Raw genomic sequence first — 22,300 nt, 5'->3', positions numbered from 1 at the left:
CCATTTTGCTATCTGATCTGTGTACTGGAATAAACGCGGCAAGTGAATCTGTTAGAATGGCGAACACATTTTTAAAGAGGCCACAGGCCCGTATCACCGAGACAAATCTGACATGAAAAGCACGGCAGAGACAGAACAGGCTGCGCCAGCAGGGGCTGCCGCATTGGCGGGGGATGAGCCGCCTCAATTCGGTTTGCTGCGTCTGCTGGGCATGGTGCTGCTGCCGTTTGCACTGGCACATTTTATTTCTTATCTGTTCCGCACAGTCAATGCGGTGGTGTATCCGGAACTGGCGCATGACCTGGGGCTGGAGGCCAACAACCTGGGCCTGCTGACCAGTGCCTACCTGCTGACGTTTGCGCTGGCGCAGCTGCCGATAGGCGTGGCGCTGGACCGTTTTGGTCCGCGCCGGGTGCAGATTCCCATGCTGGCGGTGGCTGCCGCCGGAGCGGCCATGTTTGCCAGTGCCCATACGCTGTGGATGCTGGTGGTGGCCCGCGGGCTGATCGGGCTGGGGGTGGCGGGCTCGCTGATGGCGTCCATTAAAGCCTGCTCGCTCTGGCTGCCACCGCAGAAGTTGTCGCTGGCAACGGCGATTGTGCTGGCTGTCGGTGGCATGGGGGCCATGGTGGCTACCACGCCGGTGCAGTTGGCGCTTACCTATACAGACTGGCGCATCGTGTTTTTATGCCTGGCGGGCGTCACCGTGGCGCTCAGTACAGCAATGTTTTTCATGGTGCCCGAGCATCCTAAAAAACAAAAGACCCGGCTTTCGGATATGACCAGAGCCGTCGCGCAGTTGTACAGCACCTGGTCTTTCTGGCGGCTGGCATTTTATACGCTGTTTGCTCATGCATCATTCATGGCGATTCAGGGGCTGTGGATGGGTCCCTGGCTGCATGATGTCAGGCATCTGTCGCGGCTGGAAGTGGCGAACGTGCTGTTTGCCGGTACCGTGGGCATGGTGGTGGGGTCGCTGGCGTTTGGCTGGCTGACCGATATTTTGCATAAACGGGGATTCAAACCCATACTGGTGTGCGGTGGGGGGCTGGCCTGTTTTCTGCTGATTGAGGTGTTGATGGTGCTGGAGGTGCCGGTCAGCCCGTTTGTGATTGCGGTGGGGTTCAGTTGTTTTGGCTCATCGGCGGCCATGAATTATGCAATTGTGGCGCAGAGCGTGCCGCCGCACCTGATCGGGCGTGTCAGCACATCATACAATCTGGTGATTTTCATGCTTGGTTTTCTGGTGCAGTGGGGGCTGGGCAGCATCATCAATCTGTGGCCGATGGAAAACGGTGTTTATCCGGCAAAAGCTTATCAGGTGGCGCTGGGCATTAATCTGGCATTGCAGATACCGGGATTTCTCTTGTGGCTGAGTTTTAAGCCCTGGCAGCGGGAACGCTAAAACCGTTTGGTTGCTCTGCGAATACGAAAGCAGTGCAGAAAGCATGTATCGGCCAATTATGCTGGCATGGCAATAGTTCATAAGCATTTTGCTTGTATATACGGGTGTGGCAGATTTGCAAGGTGCTAGAATCCGCCCATCACCTGAATTTTAGTGACACATCGTACTACGCTTGGTACCCAGCAGCGTAAAGTGACTCAGGTGTATTCATCATTTCAAGTTGGAAACAAGGACAGATGACAGGCCTGATCCTTAAAGTGAGGCAGTGTACGCCGGCTTAAACAACATGGAGCTGGCTTCGTCCTGGGAACACTATGAAGCAGAAAATTATTGAGGGGCTGCGGCTCGACTACGAGCAGGCGCTCGATCTTGTCAACACGACTCCAAAAGAAGAGCTTTACGCACTGGCCAATGGTCTGCGTAAGCATTTCCACCAAAACCGCATTTCCACCTGCATGATCATGAATGCCAAATCGGGCGCATGTACAGAGGATTGCAAGTGGTGTTCACAATCCAAGTTTTATGAGACCGAGGTCAGCGTGCACCGGTTGGTGGATGTGGACGCGGTGCATGCACATGCCCGGATTGCGCACGATAACGGCGTGCACAACTTTGCCCTGGTGACCAGTGGCAAACGGCTGAAACCGCGCGAGGTCGATCAGCTTGCAGAGATGGTGGTGCAGGTAAAGGCCGATAAACCCCGGATGGAGTATTGCTCGTCACTGGGGTTGCTGCCAAAAGAAGAGTTGCAAAAGCTCTGGGATGCCGGTGTGCGGCGCTACCATTGCAACCTGGAAACCGCGCCATCGTATTTCCCTGAGGTATGCACAACACATACCACAGAGGAAAAAATCGCGACCATCAAAGCTGCGCAGGAAGTGGGCATGAAGATCTGTTCCGGCGGTATCATTGGCATGGGCGAAACCATGGCGCAGCGCATTGAACTGGCCGTGACGCTGCAACAACTGCGAGTGGATTCCATTCCGGTCAATCTGCTGATGCCCATTGCCGGAACGCCAATGGCCAAAATGACGCTGCTGTCTGACGAAGAGATTCTGACCACGTTTGCCATGTTCTGCATTACCAACCCGACAGCGGAAATCCGGTTTGCCGCCGGGCGCGCGCGTATCAAAAATATTTTGGCCAAAGCATTGCAGTGTGGTGTCAGTGCCTCCATGGTGGGGGATATGCTGACAACAGCCAATACCAAAGTCATTGATGATTTTGCATTGTTTGAGCAGATGGGTTATGACTACGCAACCAGACATTGAGCAACTGCTGGCGTTTGACCGTCAGCACATCTGGCATCCGTACAGTCCGGCGGTGCCTGCACAGCCGTGCCACCTGGTGGAGTCGGCACGCGGGGTTTACATTCAACTGGCCAGCGGCGAAAAGCTGATTGACGGTGTTTCATCGTGGTGGGCTGTGATACATGGCTACAACCATCCGCACATCAACAAGGCGATTGTGGACCAGTTGCACAAATTCAGCCATGTGATGTTTGCCGGGTTGACGCACCGGGCAGCCATCTCGCTGACCCGCAATCTGCTGACGCTGGTGCCTGCAAACCTGCAACACGTGTTTTACAGCGATTCGGGGTCTGTTGCCGTTGAAATTGCAATGAAAATGGCTTTGCAATACTGGCATGCGATGGGCCGGCCGCCAAAATGCACGTTTGCCACGGTGCGCTCCGGCTACCATGGGGATACCTGGCATGCCATGTCGGTATGCGACCCGCAGGATGGCATGCACACCATATTCAATAACCGCCTGACCATTCAGCATTTTGCCGATGAGCCGCATTGCCGTTTCGGCGAAACATGGGATGCGCGGGACTTGGATTCGGTGGAGGCGCTGCTTGAGCAGTATGGTGCAGAGCTTGCCGCTTTTATCATTGAGCCGATTGTGCAGGGTGCCGGAGGGATGCGGTTTTATCATCCTGAGTATCTCAAGGCGCTGGCAGCGTTGTGCAGCAGGTATGAGGTGTTGCTGATTGCCGACGAGATTGCCACCGGGTTTGGCCGCACGGGCCGCATGTTTGCATGTGAATGGGCCGGTGTGCAGCCCGATATCATGACGGTGGGCAAGGGGCTTACCGGTGGTTATGTGCCAATGGCAGCGACCCTGGCATCGGCACAGGTGGGCGCGGTTATTTCACAAAATGCGCCTGGAATTTTTATCCATGGCCCGACTTTCATGGGCAACCCGATTGCAGCGGCTGCTGCCAATGCCAGTCTGGAGTTGATTATGGACAGCCCTATTGTGGCGAATGTGGCGTGCATTGAGGCACAACTGAAACAAGGGCTGATGCCGGCCAGAGACAACCCGGCCGTTGCCGATGTGCGTGTGCTGGGTGCCATTGGCGTGATCGAGATGAAAGAGGCGGTGGACCGTGAAAAACTGCAGGCACTGTTTATAGCCAATGGTGTCTGGGCGCGCCCGTTTGGCAAACTGGTTTATCTGATGCCAGCGCTGATCATGGCACCAGACGAACTGGAAAAGCTGATTCGTGGCGTAATGAAAGGTTTGTCAGCCTATGCACCATGATATGCACCCCGATATGCACCGTGATATGCGTCACGAACTGCAGAGGCTCAAAGAGCAGGGGCAGGCACGAGAACTGAAATGCCTTGAATCCAACGGTGCGCTGATTTCGTACCAGGGACGCGATTACCTCAACCTGTCATCCAATGATTATCTGGGTATTTCTGCACGTACAGATTTTCAGAAAGAGTTTATCGAGTCGCTGGACCTGGATCATTTCTGGATGAGCGCATCATCATCCCGCCTGCTGACAGGCAATCACCCTTGCGCGGTGGGGCTGGAAGCGTATCTGGAAAGCCTTTATGGCAAAAGCTGCCTGTTATACAACTCAGGCTACCACGCCAACAGCGGCATTCTGCCAGCCATTACCGGCAAGAAGGACCTGATCCTGGCGGATAAACTGGTGCATGCAAGCATCATTGACGGCATGAGGCTGTGTGCATGTGAATGGCGCCGTTATCAGCACAATGATTACAGCCATCTGGAGCGCCTTTTGCAGCAGGCGCAGGGCAAGTACGAGCAGATTTACATTGTGACTGAAAGCGTTTTCAGCATGGACGGCGACATGGCCGATATTGCCGCACTGGTTGAACTGAAAAATCGCTATGGCGCCAGACTCTATGTGGATGAGGCGCATGGTTTTGGTGTATACGGTGCGCGCGGGCTGGGGCTGGTAGAAGCGCTTGGGTTGTTGGACCATGTGGACCTGATCATGTGCACGCTGGGCAAGGCGGCGGCTTCCGAAGGGGCTTTTGTGGTGTGCGACGCGGAAGTCAGGGAGTGGCTGATCAACCACTCGCGCACGCTGATTTTTACCACGGCGACACCGGCCATCAATCTGGCATGGACGCATTTTGTCATTCGCAAAATTGTGGGCATGACACAAGAGCGTATGGCGTTGCAGGCCATGACAAAGCGCTTTCGCGCACAACTGGCCCGTTTTCAACTATTGGGCAGCTCTCCCATTGTGCCCATGCTGATGGGGGACAACGAGCCCTGCAACCGGTTAGCAGCGCAACTGCAGCATGCAGGGATCTGGGTCATGCCGATCCGCTATCCGACGGTACCTGCCGGGCAGGCACGTATCCGTTTTTCGCTGACGGCAGCACTGAGCGAAGAACAGGTTCAGAAAGCTTATGAAACTGTACTGGCACACACAGAATAATAATTCACGCCTGGTCCTGGTTTTCAACGGCTGGGGTTTTGACGAGCGCGTATTGAGTGCGGTGGATGCGTTGCCGGGTACGGATATTTTGCTGGTGTATGACTACACCACGATTGAGCCGCAGCAACTGGCGTGCGTGCAGCGCTATGCCCGGGTGGATCTGGTAGCGTGGTCGTTCGGGGTGTTTGCCGCCAACTGCTGTGCAGAAGTATTGCCCGTGCTTAACCAATGCATTGCAGTTAATGGAACGCTGCAACCGGTTGATGACCGGTATGGGATTCCCAGGCAGATTTTCCAGTCCACACTGCAAACGTATGATGAGCATAACCGCAAGCGTTTTCAGATGCGGCTGGCCGGGAGTGCCAGTGCATACAAAGCCATGCAGGAACAACTGCCGCAGCGCGATGTGCAAAACCAGTTGGAAGAGCTGAAGGCGTTGGGGCAGTTTTTTCTTACGCCGCCTGCATGCCGGCTGAACTGGACCAAGGCTTTTGTTTCTAACGCGGACAAAATCTTTCCGCCGGAAAACATGAAAGCCGCGTGGGGAGAGTTAGCGTGTGTGCTGGACGGTGAGCACCATGTTGACTTTGCACGTATTTTGCATGAACTGTTATGAGCGCCATTCAACTGGTTAAGTGTCAATTTGAGCGCAGCATGGCCACGTACGACGCACATGCTCAGGCGCAGAAAAAGATTGCATCCAAACTCGCGGAGATGGTGTACAAGACGCTGCCGGACAGGCCAAGGAGGGTGCTGGAAGTGGGCTGTGGCACGGGGCTGCTGACCCGGCAGTTGAATGCCGTTTACCGGCCGGACCAGTATTTTTTAAATGACATCAATGCCAGGGTCAGAGAGATTTTGCCCACGCTGATGCGCGACCGGCCTTATACGTTCCTGTATGGAGATGCGCAGCAGATCTGTCTGCCAAATGAACTGGATCTGGTGGTTTCGGCCTCGTCCTTGCAGTGGATCAGTGATCTGGCGGGCTTTTTGGCAAAAGTGAGGCAGGTGCTGTCTAAAGGCGGGCACCTGTTTTTTTCTTCATTCGGGCCTTCTAATCTGAAAGAAATTGCAGCCATTGAACACCGGGGGCTGGACTACCATGGCCTGAATGAAGTCCGTGCCTTGTTGCAGGCGGATTTTGACGTGCTGTTTTGCTCGGAAGAGGAAATGGTGCTGCGGTTTGATGAGCCACTGGCTGTATTGCGGCACTTGAAATATACCGGCGTGAACGGTGGATTTTCCAGCGTGTGGAGCCGCAGCAGGCTGCAAAGGTTTTGTGAGGCGTATCGGGCAGGCTTTGGCGATGCGCAGGGGGTTTCCCTGACCTACCATCCTACGTATTTTGCAGTGAGGGGACAATGAAACAGACTTATTTTGTGACCGGTATTGATACCGATATTGGCAAAAGCTATGTGACTGGGTTTGTTGCAAAGATGATGGCCGCCCAGGGGCAGAACGTGGTGACCCAGAAGCTGATTCAAACGGGTAACCAGGGCGTTTCAGAAGACATTCAACTGCACCGGCGCATCATGGGGCTTGGATTGTTACCGGAAGATCTGGATGGCACCACATGCCCTGTGGTGTTGAGTTATCCGGCTTCGCCGCACCTGGCCGCAGAAATTGACCACAGCCCGATTGATCTGGAGAAAGTGGTGCAGGCAACAGCCAGGCTGCATCAGCACTATGAAGTGGTTCTGATTGAAGGGGCGGGCGGCATCATGGTGCCGCTAACAGAAGATGTGCTGACGATTGATTTCATTGCGCAGCATCAATTACCTGTGATCATTGCGACAACGCCCAGACTGGGCAGCATCAACCATACACTGCTCACGCTGGAGGCCTGTCGGGTGCGGGGCATTGCCGTGCATATGCTGGCGTATAACGAGTTCCGTGTGGATGATGAAGTTATCAACAAAGGCACCCGGGCGTATTTGCAGCAGTATCTGGTGCGGTTTTTCAGTGGGGCGCAATGGATGGATGTGCCGCACATAGAGGCCTAGCGGACAAAGAGACTGCGCATGGCCGATGGTGTATACAAGGCCTGATCAGGCTTGGGTTTATTGCTGCGTTTGCAATGGCATGCAGGCCAGTGCAGGCATGTATCCGCTTAGGACGAACTTGATTTATCCAGCCCGTGTTCCACCGCATAAACGGCAGCCTGTACACGGCTGTGCAGATCAAGCTTGCGCAGCAGGTTTTGCACATGCACTTTGACGGTGCTTTCGGCCAGGTCCAGTTCACGCGCAATGACTTTGTTGCTGGCACCCTTGGCCAGCCACACCAGCATTTCGCGCTCGCGCGGGGTCAGGCTTTCCAGTTCTTTATTTTGCGTTGAAGGCTGTGGTGAACACAGTTGCGCCACAAGTTTGGTGGTCATTTCAGGCGAGAGTACGCTGTCGCCGTCAACGGCTTTGCGAATGCTGTCGAGCAGGAAATTGGTGTTGATGTTTTTCAGCAGATAGCCTTTGGCACCCATGCGCATACAGTCGCCCAGGTCGGCCGCATCTTCGGATACGGTGAGCATCAAAACGGTCAGGTCAGGGCGGCCGCTGAGTAACTGGGGCAGTGCTTCGCGCCCGTGCATGACCGGCATATCCAGATCCAGCAGCACCACGTCGGGCTGCAACTGCTCTGCCAGCTTGACGCCTTCCAGGCCGTCTGCCGCTTCCCCCACGACTTCAAAATCGCCCTGTTGTGTCAGCAAGAATTTAAGCCCGCTGCGAAAGAGGTTGTGGTCATCAATTAACAGGATGCGTATTTTGTTCTGGCTCATGGGGTACTCCTTTTGGCTCCTGAAATGGGAATGGTCAGCATGACACGGGTTCCTTTGCGGGCATGCGGTGATGAGATGCTGACATTCCCGTTTGCGCGCGCGGCTCTTTCGTGCATGATGCCCATGCCCACGTGGCGGTCCTTTTTCGATAGCAGGGTCTGGGCGTCAAACCCGACGCCATCGTCGTCAATGGTCATGACAAAGTCGTCATTGTTGCAGATGTCTACCCTGACGTGCCGGGCCTGGGCATGTTTGCGTACATTGGACAAGGCTTCCTGCAAAATAAAGACGGCCTGCAACTGCTGCTCTATGTTGAGCTGGGACTCACTGTCTGAAATATGCAGGTCAACCGGTATATTGACCTGCTTTTGAAACCGGTTGATAACGGATTGTACGGCCTGCGGGAAGTCTTCCTGATTGATACGGGTTCTGAAATTGAGCAGCAGTTCCCGCACGTCGTCATAGGATTCCTGCACCCCTTCCTGAATGAACTTGAGGTTTTCAAGCGCCTGTTCACGGTTGTGTTCGCGCAATGCATTTTCGAGCATCTGCACCTGCATGTTCAAGAATGAAAGCGATTGCGCAATGCTGTCGTGCAGGCCTTGTGCCATCAGGTTGCGCTCTTCCACAATGCCGAGCTGTTTTTCCAGTAATGCCCAGCGCTGGTTTTCAATGGAGACGCCAAGCTGGTTGGTGAGTGTTTCAATCAGCCGGATATCCTGTTCGGTCAGGTGGTGGTCGTGTTCAAAATACAGCGTCAGAATACCGATGTCTTTGAGGTTGTGCCGTATATAGAAAATGACGCTGTGGTCAAAAGGCAGCAGGCCGGCATCACGGAACTGTGGGTCATTGGGGTCAATGTGCTGGATGATGATGTTGGACTGGTGCGCGCTGATGCCGCCCAGTATTTTTTCTGATGGCGCTGCTGTTTCGCTGTTGACCAGTGATTCAGGCAAGCCAATGCTGCTGATGTAGTCAAGCTGTTTTTTACCTTTTTCCAGAATTCGGATGCTGCCGGCTTTGGCCTGGCAGATGTCCATGATGTATTTCAGAAAGCCCTTGGCCATGTTTTCCTGCGTTTGTGATTCGTGCAGGAAAGCAGTGATTTCATAAAGCAACTGCAGTTCGTGGTTTTTTTCTTCCAGTGCCAGTGTTTTTTCTTTGACCTTGAGTTCCAGGTTGTCATACAGGTCGCTCAGGTTGGCGGCCATCTGGTTAAACCCGTCGGATACCTCGCCGAATTCGTCATGGCTGATCGGGATGACCCGTGCGGCCAGGTCGCCATGGCTGATTTTCTGGATACCGGTTTTCAGAATGTCCAGCGGACGAATGACAAGCCGCCCCAGGAAGAAGATAGCGACAAATGCCGAAAAGATCACCATACCAATCAGAATGAACTGAAACAAACGCAGCAGCCGGATGTTTTTGGTGTTCTGGATTTCAATGGCTTTGACCAGTGCATCAATCTGGGTGATGAAGTCTTGTGTTCTGTGTAACAGGGCCAGGCTCAGGTCTCCTGTATTGGCCGCCTTTAAAAACTGTTCAATGATCTGGCGCGAGGTCAGGCGGATATCCTGCAGTCGCTGGTGAATTTCTCCGTTTTCGGGGTTTAACCAGCTTTGGGTGTTGATGCGCTCCAGGCGATCCACCACGGTCTCAAAATCGGTCTGTTCCCGGAAGATATCCTGCTGCTGTCCAACCTGACTGGCAAGCGCGGCCATGTGGTACATGCGCTTGCGCAGGCTGCCGGCATCATTGATGGCAACACCGCCGTTTTCAAGCTCCCATGACAGGTTCAGTGTCAGCCCGGTAAACGATACGGCACCAATCAGCCAGATGATGATGGATACCAGCAGTTTGGTCGAAAGGCTGTACAGCGGTTTTTTCATCACAGGGGCCGTTTGTTCTGTCGTCTGTATCAGGGGATATGTCTATGCAGGCTGCCGTAGCGCCCGGCAGGATATGTATGCATTTTATCTCTTATGCATAGCGGTTTGGTAAATGGTTTGTACTAAGCCAGAGTGATTAGAACATCTTACACCGGATGCCAGTGCATTTACTCCCCTTCTGGCCGATAGGTTATTGCAGCGCACAGGCGTATGCTCATCGCATAACTCATTTGTGCAAAAGGTGTGCTTTATGAAAAGTGCTGATTTCAAGGCTTATAGTGTTCTGGCCTCCAGTACGCTGGCCTTTACCGTGTGTTTTATGGTATGGATGGTTTTTGCGGTATTGGGGCTGCCGATTAAGCAGCATCTGGGGCTTTCTGAAACCGAATTCGGGATTCTGGCCGCCACGCCCGTGCTTTCCGGGTCATTGATTCGTGTGCCGCTGGGTATCTGGACCGACCGGTACGGTGGCCGTATCGTGTTCTTTATCCTGATGCTGCTGTGCGTGCCCGCCGTATTCCTGATTCAGTATGCAACGCAGTTCTGGCAGTTCCTGCTGATTGGTCTGTGGGTCGGGCTGGTTGGCGGTTCTTTTTCTGTGGGTACACCTTACGTGGCGCGCTGGTTCCCTGCGCAAAGGCAGGGGCTGGCGATGGGCGTGTTTGGCGCTGGCAACTGCGGTGCTGCGGTCAATAAACTGCTGGCCCCGGCAATCATTGCTGCACTAGGCTGGCAGATGCTGCCAACGGTTTACGCCGTGGTGCTGCTGGTAACGGCGGTTTTGTTCTGGCTGTTTACCTACAGTGATCCGAAGCACCTGGTGCCTTCGACAGTCAAATTTTCTGATCAGGTCAAACTGATGAAAGACATTGCCGTGCTGCGCTACAGCCAGTATTACTCGGTGGTGTTTGGCGGCTATGTGGGGCTGTCTTTGTGGATGGTGCACTACTACCAGGACCAGTACAGCCTGAGCCTGTCTACCGCTGCATTTCTTGCGGCTTGTTTTTCGATGCCGGGTGGGTTGCTGCGTGCGGTCGGGGGCTGGTTTTCTGACTCGTTTGGCGCACGCCGCGTGACGGAATGGGTGTTCTGGATTTGTGCGGCTATTTTCCTGCTGCTGAGTATTCCGCAGGAAAAAATCGGCATGTCGGTCACGATGTTCACGGTGCTGCTGTTTGTGGCCGGTGTGGCAATGGCGGTGGGCAAGGCATCTGTGTTTAAGTTTGTTTCGGACCAGTTCCCGAAAGACATCGGTACGGTATCTGGTGTGGTCGGGCTGGCCGGCGGTTTGGGTGGTTTCTTGCTGCCAATCATGTTCGGTTTTCTGGCCGATATGACAGGCATCCGTTCCAGCAGTTTTGCGCTGCTGTTCGGTACGGTGGCAGTGAGTCTGGTGTGGATGTATATGTCTGAAAGAAAAGATTTTGTGAGGGGACAAGCATGGCAAAATTGATTACTGGTTGGGATCCGGAAGATGCACGGCAGTGGGCCAGTGGCGGGCGCGCCATTGCCCGGCGCAACCTGTGGATTTCTGTTCCTGCGCTGTTGCTGGCGTTTGCGATCTGGCAGGTGTGGAGCGTGGTGGTGGTGAAGCTGCCCAGCGTGGGCTTTGAGTTCACGAAAAACCAGTTGTTCTGGCTGGCCGCACTGCCGGCATTGTCCGGTGCCACGCTGCGTATTTTCTATTCGTTTGCGGTGCCAATTTTCGGTGGCCGGCGCTGGACGGCCGTTTCAACGGCGAGCCTGCTGATTCCGGCGATTGGCCTGGGTATTTGTGTGCAAAATCCGCAGACCAGTTACGGCGTTCTGCTGCTGCTGGCACTGTTGTGCGGGTTTGGCGGCGCCAATTTCAGTTCTTCCATGTCCAATATCAGTTTCTTTTTCCCGAAAGCGGAAAAGGGCAACGCGATGGGGATCAATGCCGGGCTGGGCAACCTGGGGGTATCGGTGGTGCAGTTTGTGGTGCCGCTGGTGATTACCGCCGGGGTTTTCGGCGCGCTGGGCGGTGAGCCGCAACACATGGCGAGCAATGGCGGCAGTACGCCGATCTGGTTGCAGAATGCCGGGTTTATCTGGGTGCCGTTCATTGCGGTATCGGCCATTGCGGCATGGTTTGGCATGAACGATATTGCGTCTGCCAAAGCATCGTTCAAAGAGCAGGCGGTGATTTTCAAGCGCAAGCACAACTGGCTGATGTGCTGGCTGTACATTGGTACTTTCGGTTCGTTCATTGGGTTTTCGGCGGCATTTCCACTGCTGACCAAGGGCGAGTTTCCAACGGTTGACCCGACCCAGTATGCCTTCCTGGGGCCGCTGGTGGGCGCACTGGCGCGCGTGGCCGGTGGCTGGGTGTCTGACCGGGTTCCGGCCAGCAAGGTGACGCAGTACAGCTTCATCATCATGATTTTGGCGGTGGTCGGTGTGATCCTGTGCCTGCCGAATAATGGCCAGGGCGGCAGCTTCATCGGTTTCTTTGTGTGCTTCATGCTGTTGTTTGCCTTTACCGGCGTGGGCAATGCATCGACGTTTGCACAGGCACCGCGTATTTTCTCCACGCTGTTCAGCCGCCGCTCCAAAAACATGGACCCCGCGTTGCAGCACAAAGCCCAGGCCGAAGCCACGCGCGAATCTGCCGCAGTGGTGGGCTTCATGGGCGCTATCGGTGCCTATGGCGGGTTTTTTATCCCGAAAAGCTTTGGTTCTTCCATTGATGCCACCGGCAGCCCGATGCTGGCATTGATCGGGTTTATTGTGTTTTATGTCACCTGTGTAGCGATCAACTGGTGGTTTTATGCCCGTAAAAATGCCGAGGTGCCATGCTGAGGCTGATGAAGTAAAGCGCGTGCAGAAGTAGCCGGGCTACTCCTTTTGGGGGAGCAAGTTTAGCTCTTTTGCACGCCTGACATGCTGCGTTAGGCGAATCGTTTTTTGAGCGCAGTTTAAAGACAATGTAATTATGAAATACCCACAGATGCAATACAACCTACGGAGCGCTGTATGAGTCACATTTTAGACAGGCTGAATTTCTTCAATAAAACAAGAAGCACTTTTTCCGATGGGCACGGCGCTGTTGTAAAGGAAGACCGTCAATGGGAAAACGGCTACCGGCAAAGATGGCAGCATGACAAGATTGTGCGTTCCACCCATGGGGTGAACTGCACCGGCTCATGCAGTTGGAAAGTGTATGTGAAAAACGGGTTGATCACCTGGGAAACGCAGCAGACCGATTATCCGGTAACGCGCCCCGATCTGCCCAACCACGAGCCGCGTGGCTGCCCGCGTGGCGCGTCGTACAGCTGGTATGTGTATTCGGCGCAGCGTGTGAAGTACCCGATGTTGCGCGGGCATCTGGCCCGCATGTGGCGTGAGGCGCGCAAAACGATGTCGCCGCTGGAAGCCTGGGCCTATATTTCTCAGGATGAGAAAAGGGCCAAATCGTATAAAAGCAAGCGCGGTCTGGGCGGTTTTGTGCGCTCCAACTGGGACGAGGCCAATGAAATTGTGGCAGCAGCTAACGCGTTTACTGTGAAAAATTACGGGCCGGACCGGGTGATTGGTTTCTCACCGATTCCGGCAATGTCAATGGTCAGCTATGCATCCGGGGCACGTTACCTGTCGTTGATCGGCGGTGTGCCACTGTCATTTTATGACTGGTACTGCGATTTGCCGCCGGCCAGCCCGCAGATCTGGGGTGAGCAGACCGACGTGGCTGAATCGGCCGACTGGTATAACTCGACCTACCTGATGGTGTGGGGCTCCAACATCCCGATGACACGCACGCCCGATGCGCATTTTTATACCGAGGTGCGCTACAAGGGTACCAAGACGGTAGCGGTGTCGTCCGACTTTGGCGAAATGGCCAAGTTCAGCGATATCTGGATGGCGCCCAAGCAGGGCACCGATGCGGCCATGGCGATGGCGATGGGGCATGTGATCATGAAGGAATTCCATCTGGAAAATCCGTCGGATTACTTTACCGATTATTGCCGCCGCCTGACAGACATGCCTTTCCTGGTGGTGCTGACAGAGGAGAATGGCCGTTTGCTGCCGGGTTACTTCCTGCGCGCCAGCCAGCTGGATGGCAACTGTAACGAAGAAAACAATCCGGAATGGAAAACACTGGTGCTGGATGAAAGCACCGGCGACATTGTGGCACCCAAGGGCTCTATCGGCTTTCGCTGGGGACAGTCCGGCAAATGGAACCTCAAGCATGAGGACGGCAGCGGTAAAGAGATCAAGGCATGTCTGAGTCTGCTGGGTTCACATGATGAAGTGGCGCCAGTGGCATTTGACTACTTTGGCGGTAAAGATGCCAATGATGTATTGCTGCGCAATGTACCGGCGAAAAAGATACGGCTGGCAGATGGTCAAGAGGTTTTAGTGACAACGGTGTACGACCTTTCTGCGGCCAACTATGGTATTGACCGGGGTCTGGGTGGCGCCAATGTGGCAAGCGACTATATGCAGGACGTGCCTTATACCCCGGCCTGGCAGGAAAAGCACACCGGTGTGAAGCCTGAACTGGTGATCCAGGTGGCGCGTGAATTTGCACAGAATGCGCACCAGACACACGGCAAGAGCATGGTGATTGTGGGGGCCGGGCTGAACCACTGGTACCACATGGACATGACGTATCGCGGCATTATCAACATGCTGATGATGTGCGGCTGTGTGGGGCAGAGTGGCGGCGGCTGGGCGCACTATGTGGGGCAGGAGAAGCTGCGCCCGCAAACGGGCTGGACGCCGCTGACGTTCTCGCTGGACTGGCAGCGCCCGGCCCGGCAGATGAACGGGACATCGTTCTTTTATGCACACACCAGCCAGTGGCGCCATGAAAAGCTGGGGGTGGATGAGATTGCCGCGCCGACCTATGGCAATCAGGTGATGCAGATGTCGATGATCGACTACAACGCCAAGTCTGAACGCATGGGCTGGCTGCCTTCTGCGCCACAGCTTTCAAGCAATCCGCTGGACGTGACGCGTGAGGCGGAGGCTGCCGGCAAAGACCCGATTCAGTATGCCGTGGAAGGTTTGAAAAACGGCTCGCTGGATATGGCGTGTAATGATCCGGATAATCCGAAGAATTTTCCGCGCAATCTGTTTGTGTGGCGCTCCAATATTCTGGGTTCATCCGGTAAAGGGCATGAGTACTTTCTGAAGTATCTGCTGGGTACGCAGAACGCCGTGATGAGCGAAGAAGAGGAATGCATTAAACCCAAAGAGATCACGGTACGCCCTGCTGCTGAAGGCAAGCTTGATCTGCTGGTGGTGTTGGATTTCCGCATGTCGACGACCTGCCTGTATGCTGACGTGGTGTTGCCGACAGCGACCTGGTATGAAAAGGATGACCTGAACACATCGGATATGCATCCGTTCATTCACCCGCTGAGTGAAGCGGTGCAACCGCTGTGGGAGAGCAAGACCGACTGGGAAATTTACAAAGGTATTGCCAAGAAGTTTTCCGAGTTGAGCAAAGACTACCTGGGTATGCAGAAGGATCTGGTGCTGACACCGCTGATGCACGATACCCCGCAGGAACTGGGACAGGCGTTTGACGCCAAAGACTGGAAGAAGGGCGAATGTGACCCGATACCGGGTAAAACGATGCCGGCCATGACGGTGGTGGAGCGTGACTATGGCGCTATTTATGACAAGTTCACATCCATCGGCCCGCTGCTGGAAAAAGTGGGCAATGGTGGCAAAGGCATTAACTGGAAGACAGGGCACGAGGTTGAGCTGCTGCGCAAGATCAACAATGTGGTGACCAAGGGCGCGGGCAAGGGGCAGCCTAAGCTGGATACCGCCATCAACGCGGCAGAAATGATTCTGACGCTGGCGCCGGAAACCAACGGGCATGTCTCGGTGAAGGCTTGGGAAGCATTGTCGAAAAATACCGGCATTGACCATACACACCTGGCCAAGCCGCGTGAACATGACCGTATCACGTTCAGAGATGTGCAGGCACAGCCACGCAAGATCATTTCGTCGCCGACCTGGTCAGGGCTGGAAAGCGAAGAGGTGAGCTACAACGCCGGTTATACCAATGTGCATGAACTGATTCCCTGGCGCACGATCACCGGCCGCCAGCAGTTCTATCAGGACCACCAGTGGATGCGCATGTTTGGCGAAGGGCTGTGTGTGTATAAGCCGGCGGTGGATTTGAAGACCACCGAGAAGGTGCTGGGCAAACATGGCAACGGGAACCCGGAAATTGTGCTGAACTTCATCACGCCGCACCAGAAGTGGGGTATTCACAGCACGTATTCGGACAACCTGCGCATGCTCACGCTGTCACGCGGTGGCCCGCATGTGTGGGTGTCGGAAGTGGACGCGAAAAAAGCCGATCTGGTGGATAACGACTGGGTGGAGGTGTTCAACGCCAACGGTACGCTGACCGCACGTGTGGTGGTGAGCCAGCGGGTGCCGGAGACGATGATTCTGATGTACCACGCACAGGAAAAAATTGTCAATGTGCCGGGTGCCGAAGTGTCAGGCAAGCGCGGCGGTATTCATAACTCGGTCACACGCGCCGTGCTCAAGCCTACGCACATGATTGGCGGTTATGCGCAACTGGCCTATGGCTTCAACTATTACGGCACGGTGGGTTCCAACCGCGATGAGTTTGTGGTGGTGCGCAAGATGAAAAAAGTGGACTGGATGGAAGAAGAAGCACAGGGCGCTGTTGCCGCCGAGTGAGTTTGACCCGAACACGATGACGACAAGGATGAGAAAATGAAAATCAGAGCACAAATCGGCATGGTCCTGAATCTGGACAAGTGTATCGGTTGCCATACCTGCTCGGTAACCTGTAAAAACGTCTGGACCAGTCGCGATGGTGTGGAGTACGCCTGGTTTAACAACGTGGAGAGCAAGCCTGGCGTGGGCTACCCGAAGGAATGGGAAAACCAGGACAAATACCAGGGCGGCTGGGTACGGCAAAACAATGGCAAGCTCAAGCCACGCCAGGGCGGCAAGGTGAAACTGCTGGCCAATATTTTTGCCAACCCGAATCTGCCGCAGATTGACGAGTATTACGAGCCGTTCACTTACGACTATGAACGCCTGCAGAATGCGCCGGAGGTGAAGACGCCGCCGACAGCGCGCCCGGTGTCGGTGCTGACCGGCAAGAAAATGGAGAAGATCGAGTGGGGTCCGAACTGGGAAGACGACCTGGGCGGCGAATTTTCCAAGCGCTCCAAGGATGCCCTATTTGAAGGCATCCAGAAGGAGATGCACGCGGCGTTTGAAAATACATTCCTGATGTATCTGCCCCGCCTGTGTGAGCACTGCCTGAATCCGGCCTGTGTGGCAAGCTGCCCGGCGGGTTCGATTTACAAACGTGAGGAAGACGGCATTGTGCTGATTGATCAGGACAAATGCCGCGGCTGGCGCATGTGTATTTCGGGCTGCCCGTACAAGAAGATTTATTACAACTGGACGACCGGCAAATCGGAAAAATGTATTTTCTGCTACCCGCGTATTGAGGGTGGCCAGCCTACCGTGTGCTCTGAAACGTGTGTCGGGCGTATCCGTTATCTGGGTGTGTTGCTGTATGACGCCGACAAGATTGAAACGGCTGCCGCTACGGAAGATACCCAGGATCTGTACCAGTCACAACTGGATGTGTTCCTGGACCCGAATGACCCCGAAGTGCAGGCTGAAGCTCTGAAGCAGGGTATTGCGCAGAGCTGGATTGACGCGGCATGCAAGTCGCCGGTGTACAAGATGGCGATGGAGTGGAAGGTGGCGTTTCCGCTGCATCCGGAATACCGCACGCTGCCGATGGTGTGGTACATTCCGCCGCTGTCGCCGATCCAGTCTGTGATTGAAAGCGGGCTGGTGGGTGAAAAGGGCATTATTCCGGATGTGAAAGACCTGCGTATTCCGGTGCGCTACCTGGCCAACCTGCTGACCGCCGGCAAGGAAGAGCCGATTGTGAAAGCGCTGGAAACAATGATTGCCATGCGCCGTTACATGCGCGCCAAATCGGTTGAAAAGGTAGTGGATGAAAGCGCGCTCAGCGGCACGCATCTGCAGGCCGAGCAGGTGGAGGAAATGTACCGGATCATGGCGCTGGCCGCGTATGACGACCGCTTTGTGATTCCCTCCTCACATAAAGAGCTGGTGGAGAACACGTTTGAAGACAAAGCCTCGTGCGGTTTCAGCTTTGGCAATGGCTGCTCTGACGGCTATAACAAGGACAGTCTGTTTGGTCAGAAGAAAGCGTCTCCAATTGTGTTTTACGGTTCGCGTAAAGACCGGCAGGACAACATTGAAAAGGATAAAAGATGAACGAGACCACAGGCATCTACAAAATTCTTTCAGTGCTGCTCTCGTATCCGCAGCAGGATTTGCTGGATGGCATTGAAGATATCCGCAATGAGCTTAAAAAGCTGTCATTGGGCAATACTTCGCTGAACGTGCTGTTGCACCATTTGCAGCGTACAGACCTGATTGAGTTGCAGGAAGGGTATGTGCTGACGTTTGACCGCACGCCGTCGCATTCGTTGCATCTGTTTGAGCACCTGCACGGGGAAGACCGCTCGCGCGGGCAGGCCATGGTGGATTTGTTGCAGGAGTATCAGCAAGGCGGCTTTGAACCGGCTGGCAATGAGCTGCCTGATTATCTGCCGTTGTTTCTGGAGTTTTTATCGATGTGCTCACTGGACAAAGCGCGTGAGCTGTTAGGAGATGCAATTCATGTGGTGGCGCATATCGGACACAAGCTGGCACAGGCGCAATCGCCATATGCGGGGATTTTCACATTATTGCAGGACCTGTGTCCGGTTCAGGCGCAACCACTGCGTGTGACGCCGGTGCGCGATATGGATGAGGCGCTGGAGAAGTTTGGTCCGAGTACGGAGGGCATGGAGCCGTTGCTGGGCAGCGCCAGTACTGTTCAACCTGTTCACTTTTATGCCAAGGCGCCCGCCGGCGCAGGTCTGAAAGGATAAACAATGAGTTATCTTAATCAATTTGTATTCGGCATTTACCCTTACATTGCCGGCGCGGTTTTTCTGCTGGGTTGTATTGTGCGGTTTGAGCGCGAGCAGTACACTTGGAAAACCGATTCGAGCCAGTTGCTGCACCGCGGTAACCTGAGGGTAGCCAATGTGTTGTTCCACCTGGGTATTATCGGGCTGTTTTTCACCCACCTGGTTGGGTTGCTGACGCCGATTGCGGTGTGGGAGGCGCTGGGCATCAGCCACCAGTTCAAGCAGATGCTGGCGATGGTGGGCGGTGGTATTCTTGGTTCGATCACGCTGATTGGCCTGATCATGCTGCTGTACCGGCGTTTTTCCTCTGACCGGCTGTCGGTGAACAGTACCTGGCGTGATAAGCTGGTGCTGATCTGGATTTTGCTGACGCTGCTGCTGGGGTTGTCGACGATTTTTGTATCAGCCAAGCATACCGACGGGCACGAAATGGTGCGCCTGATGACCTGGGCGCAACACATTGTGACGTTCCGTGGAGACGCTGCCAGCTATGTGGCTGATGCATCCATCATGTTCAAACTGCACCTGTTCATGGGCATGAGCCTGTTTCTGATTTTCCCGTTTACCCGTTTGGTACATATCTGGAGCGGGTTTGGTACGGTGGGTTATCTGGTTCGTCCATGGCAACTGGTACGGCCCAGAAAGTAACCGATTGATTGATAGCTTGCAACAAGCTCCCTTCATTGGCGCGGCATTTGAAAGAGGCCGCGCCTTTTTTATGCAAAAACCAAAGAGGTTAGCGACTTACAGCGTCAACCTTCACCCGTACCGGCTGCGGGTCGGTGCCATCGAGTTTGACGCCGATGTGCTCGGTGTTGATGTAAAGTAACTGGCCCTGCTGCTCAATGCGGGCGCTGATGCTGTAGGTGTGGTTGGCCTGCACCTGGGTCGGATCATAGGTCAGGGTGAAAGAGATGGGCACCTGCTTGCCGGCGGTGTTGATTTCCTGCCGGGACAGCACTTTGGCTGGGGCATCTGCCAGGGAAACGTCATTGAGCGATACGGTCAGTTGCGCATCGGCCGGGAGCGCCATGCGGTTCAGGTAAAACACTTCGCCCCGGATGAAAGCCTGCTGGGCTGCCAGGGGAGCAGAAGTTTTGCCTGCACAGCCTGCGGCAACCATGGCAACAGCGCCTGCGCATAACAGCAGGCCCAGACGTTTGAGTGTATGTGAATGGATCATGGTCTTTTCTCTTTCTGGTCAATAGGAGTGGGAAAATAATACTGGATATACCGGATGCCGACAGGGGCAGTGGTGTAAAGAAACGGCAACAAAGCGGTTTTTGTGAAAACAAAAGAGGGGAAAAGGCCAAAATCACCGTTTGCTGATGACATGAGTGAGAAACGAGGGGGTATGAGACAAATGGTTACCCTTTTCACAGGGTATTTGTTATGATGGAGCTTACCTGATGAAGAGGTCTTCCGGCGTGGTTGCAGACTACAGACCGTGCTGGTTGTCAAACAGGATTGATTGGAAATGACACAGACAAATACTTTGTATGAAATTCACGTGCACGGTGATGTACCGGTGCGGCGGGATATCATGCCAGAGCAGATTGAGCAGGCGTTGCAGCCTTTATGGCGTTTTGCCGGCGCATCGTCGCTGAACGAAGCCGCAGGCAGCCTTTTTCCTGAGGAGCCGGGCGTGACGTTCGACCTCAGTGACTATGTGTTGCGCATGTGCTGGACGGTGGAAGGGGACGATTCTTTTGACCAGGCGGCTGAGGAGCTGTGTCGCAGCCTCAATGAAATTGCGCGCGAAGGCGCCCCTATTGAAGTGAGTTATTTTGATGCCGATGATGACAATGCGGAAGATGAATACCACTTGCTGTTTGTCGGGCCAAACCCGCAGGCGATCCTGAAAGCCCAGCGTGATTTGCTGGTGGAGGATGTGATCGGGGCGATGGAGCGGCATTTTGACGCGGCAGAGCTTGGTGGCGTTGTTGCGGAAATCGATCGTTTATTCAGCCAGCGTGCCCAGCAGATGGAGAGTTCGCTTTTTCCGGTCAATACCATGTGGTCTGAAATTGCTTTGGGCGGCCTGCACGATGCGGGGAAAAGACGGCTGCACTGACGGTGTGATGTCGGCTTTGATGATAAGTATGCGTCGTCATGGCGCTTGTTTTTTTGACCAATAGGGCAGGAGCTTTGCTGCGGGGTAACCACCGCATGCCATGTGCCTGTGACGCCGAAGACGCATGAAAAATTTCATCCAAAACGCGTTGAATCCGGGGGTTAAAGTCCGCGAGGTGCTGGGCTGGGCGATGTATGACTTCGCCAACTCGGGTTATACGCTGGTGGTGCTTACGGCCATTTATGCGCCGTTTTTTACCGGCGTGATTGTGGGCAACGACAAACCCTGGGGGGCAACCGCCTGGTCATGGGCGCTGGCAGTGTCGTATCTGATCGTCATGCTCACAGCCACCACACTGGGGCAATGGGCAGACCGGCATGGCGCCAAACGCAGGCTGTTGATGTTTACTACCGCCGGCTGTGTTGTCACCACGGCGCTGTTGGGGTGGACTGGTGCTGGTGCGGTGGCGCTGGCCATTGCGATGATCATCCTGTCCAACACGTTTTATTCATGGGGCGAAGGGTTCATTGCGGCCTTTTTGCCTGAGCTGGCCAAACGCGAAAAGCTGGGAACCATTTCGGGTTTGGGCTGGGGCATTGGTTACCTGGGCGGCATGCTGACGCTGGGTGTTTGCCTGGCGTATATCCTGTGGGCGATAAAACAGGGCAGAACCGAGGCTGAGTATACGCCGGTGACGATGTGGATTACCGCAGGCATTTATGGCGCATGCGCCTGTGTGACGTTTGCGTTGCTTAAAGAGCGCGCCAAACCGCGCCAGGCACTGCTGCGCAGAGCATCGGTGTGGGCAGAGATAGGGTTGTCTATCCAATCAGTCCGGGCATTTCCTGACCTGCGGCAGATTTTGCTGAGTACCGTGTTTTACCAGGGCGGGGTCGCCGTGGTGATTGCGCTGGCAGCCATTTACGCGCAGGATGTTGTGCACATGACGCAGCAGGAAATTATCCTGATGATGTTTTTGCTTAACATCGCCGCGGCAGGTGGTGCGTTCATGCTGGGCTTTTTGCAGGACTGGCTGGGTCATAAGCTGATGCTGATTGTAGTGCTGCTGGTGTGGGCGATTACCTGTGTTGGCGTATCGATGTGTCACACCAAAGGTGAATTCTGGCTGGCTGCGACCATGGCCGGTTTGTGCATGGGGTCGAGTCAATCCATCGGGCGCGCCATGGTGGGGCTGTTTGCGCCGGAAAAACGGCTGGCAGAGTTTTTTGGGCTGTGGTCGCTGTCGACCCGGCTGGCCTCCATCATCGGGCTGGTCTTGTTTGGCCTGCTGAACTGGATGTTTGGCGCCCGTGTGGGCGTAGGGCTGATTTCCATGCTGTTTGTGGCCGGTATTGTGATGGTGTTGCCGCTGGATGTGCAGCGCGGTATCTGGCTGGCCGAGTTGCAGGATGGATCAGTTGGGGATGAAGAAAAGTCCTGAACGGCAGGGC

Annotated in this window: 18 protein-coding genes; 15 read left to right on the top strand and 3 right to left on the bottom strand. The window is 54.8% G+C overall.

Features of this window, described 5'->3' with window-relative positions; translation table 11 throughout:
• Positions 1–112 precede the first annotated feature (112 nt).
• From CUZ56_RS10665 to bioD, 7 genes are all read left to right on the top strand, one after another.
• Entirely contained in the window at positions 113–1,405 is a 1,293-nt protein-coding gene (locus CUZ56_RS10665) for an MFS transporter (protein ID WP_126980387.1), read from the top strand.
• A gap of 314 nt (positions 1,406–1,719) precedes the next feature.
• Positions 1,720–2,676: a biotin synthase BioB gene (gene bioB, locus CUZ56_RS16030; RefSeq protein ID WP_126980386.1), complete on the top strand. Its 957-nt coding sequence runs from the start codon at positions 1,720–1,722 to the stop codon at positions 2,674–2,676.
• Entirely contained in the window at positions 2,654–3,952 is a 1,299-nt protein-coding gene (gene bioA, locus CUZ56_RS16025) for an adenosylmethionine--8-amino-7-oxononanoate transaminase (RefSeq protein WP_126980385.1), read from the top strand. The genes bioB and bioA overlap by 23 nt, the downstream gene beginning before the upstream one ends.
• A gap of 25 nt (positions 3,953–3,977) precedes the next feature.
• Positions 3,978–5,114 (top strand): aminotransferase class I/II-fold pyridoxal phosphate-dependent enzyme, encoded by a 1,137-nt coding sequence (locus tag CUZ56_RS10650; RefSeq protein WP_204250882.1) that lies wholly within the window; start codon positions 3,978–3,980, stop codon positions 5,112–5,114.
• Positions 5,086–5,730: a pimeloyl-ACP methyl esterase BioG family protein gene (locus CUZ56_RS10645; RefSeq protein WP_126980384.1), complete on the top strand. Its 645-nt coding sequence runs from the start codon at positions 5,086–5,088 to the stop codon at positions 5,728–5,730. Before CUZ56_RS10650 ends, CUZ56_RS10645 begins: the two co-directional genes overlap by 29 nt.
• Entirely contained in the window at positions 5,727–6,479 is a 753-nt protein-coding gene (gene bioC / locus CUZ56_RS10640) for a malonyl-ACP O-methyltransferase BioC (protein WP_126980383.1), read from the top strand. Before CUZ56_RS10645 ends, bioC begins: the two co-directional genes overlap by 4 nt.
• On the top strand, positions 6,476–7,117 hold the full coding sequence (gene bioD / locus CUZ56_RS10635; protein WP_126980382.1) for a dethiobiotin synthase: 642 nt from the start codon (positions 6,476–6,478) through the stop codon (positions 7,115–7,117). Before bioC ends, bioD begins: the two co-directional genes overlap by 4 nt.
• A gap of 107 nt (positions 7,118–7,224) precedes the next feature.
• Here the strand turns inward: bioD and CUZ56_RS10630 are convergent, their stop codons facing one another.
• On the bottom strand, positions 7,225–7,890 hold the full coding sequence (locus tag CUZ56_RS10630; RefSeq protein ID WP_126980381.1) for a response regulator: 666 nt from the start codon (positions 7,888–7,890) through the stop codon (positions 7,225–7,227).
• Complete coding sequence (locus CUZ56_RS10625) at positions 7,887–9,779, bottom strand: histidine kinase (RefSeq protein ID WP_126980380.1); 1,893 nt, start codon at positions 9,777–9,779, stop codon at positions 7,887–7,889. Before CUZ56_RS10625 ends, CUZ56_RS10630 begins: the two co-directional genes overlap by 4 nt.
• 250 nt (positions 9,780–10,029) lie before the next feature.
• On the opposite strand from CUZ56_RS10625, the gene CUZ56_RS10620 reads away from it, so the two are divergent.
• The 6 genes from CUZ56_RS10620 to narI all read left to right on the top strand — a co-directional run bounded on the left by CUZ56_RS10620 (position 10,030) and on the right by narI (position 19,423).
• A complete protein-coding gene (locus tag CUZ56_RS10620; protein WP_126980379.1) occupies positions 10,030–11,232 on the top strand; it encodes an MFS transporter in 1,203 nt (400 codons plus the stop codon).
• Positions 11,220–12,602 carry a NarK family nitrate/nitrite MFS transporter gene (locus tag CUZ56_RS10615; RefSeq protein WP_126980378.1) on the top strand — a complete coding sequence of 461 codons (1,383 nt, stop codon included), beginning with the start codon at positions 11,220–11,222 and terminating at the stop codon, positions 12,600–12,602. Before CUZ56_RS10620 ends, CUZ56_RS10615 begins: the two co-directional genes overlap by 13 nt.
• 174 nt (positions 12,603–12,776) lie before the next feature.
• Positions 12,777–16,475 carry a nitrate reductase subunit alpha gene (locus tag CUZ56_RS10610; RefSeq protein WP_126980377.1) on the top strand — a complete coding sequence of 1,233 codons (3,699 nt, stop codon included), beginning with the start codon at positions 12,777–12,779 and terminating at the stop codon, positions 16,473–16,475.
• A gap of 36 nt (positions 16,476–16,511) precedes the next feature.
• Positions 16,512–18,071, top strand: a complete 1,560-nt coding sequence (gene narH / locus CUZ56_RS10605) for a nitrate reductase subunit beta (protein ID WP_126980376.1) — start codon at positions 16,512–16,514, stop codon at positions 18,069–18,071.
• Positions 18,068–18,733 carry a nitrate reductase molybdenum cofactor assembly chaperone gene (gene narJ / locus CUZ56_RS10600; protein WP_126980375.1) on the top strand — a complete coding sequence of 222 codons (666 nt, stop codon included), beginning with the start codon at positions 18,068–18,070 and terminating at the stop codon, positions 18,731–18,733. The genes narH and narJ overlap by 4 nt, the downstream gene beginning before the upstream one ends.
• A 3-nt stretch (positions 18,734–18,736) precedes the next feature.
• The gene (gene narI, locus CUZ56_RS10595) at positions 18,737–19,423 is read left to right on the top strand and encodes a respiratory nitrate reductase subunit gamma (protein ID WP_126980374.1); all 687 of its coding nucleotides are present in this window, start codon (positions 18,737–18,739) and stop codon (positions 19,421–19,423) included.
• An 88-nt stretch (positions 19,424–19,511) separates the two neighbouring features.
• On the opposite strand, the gene CUZ56_RS10590 is transcribed toward narI, so the two are convergent.
• Positions 19,512–19,958, bottom strand: coding sequence for a YbaY family lipoprotein (locus CUZ56_RS10590; RefSeq protein ID WP_204250881.1), 447 nt, complete (start codon positions 19,956–19,958; stop codon positions 19,512–19,514).
• Between the two features lie 294 nt (positions 19,959–20,252).
• On the opposite strand from CUZ56_RS10590, the gene CUZ56_RS10585 reads away from it, so the two are divergent.
• Complete coding sequence (locus CUZ56_RS10585) at positions 20,253–20,849, top strand: DUF6806 family protein (RefSeq protein ID WP_126980373.1); 597 nt, start codon at positions 20,253–20,255, stop codon at positions 20,847–20,849.
• A gap of 124 nt (positions 20,850–20,973) precedes the next feature.
• Complete coding sequence (locus CUZ56_RS10580; RefSeq protein WP_126980372.1) at positions 20,974–22,290, top strand: MFS transporter; 1,317 nt, start codon at positions 20,974–20,976, stop codon at positions 22,288–22,290.
• Positions 22,291–22,300 lie beyond the last annotated feature (10 nt).

It is taken from the genome of Saezia sanguinis (assembly GCF_003991585.1).
GTDB lineage: Bacteria > Pseudomonadota > Gammaproteobacteria > Burkholderiales > Burkholderiaceae_C > Saezia > Saezia sanguinis.
The sequence above is the reverse complement of the archived record's forward strand: the minus strand, read 5'-3'. Positions and strand labels throughout refer to the sequence as shown.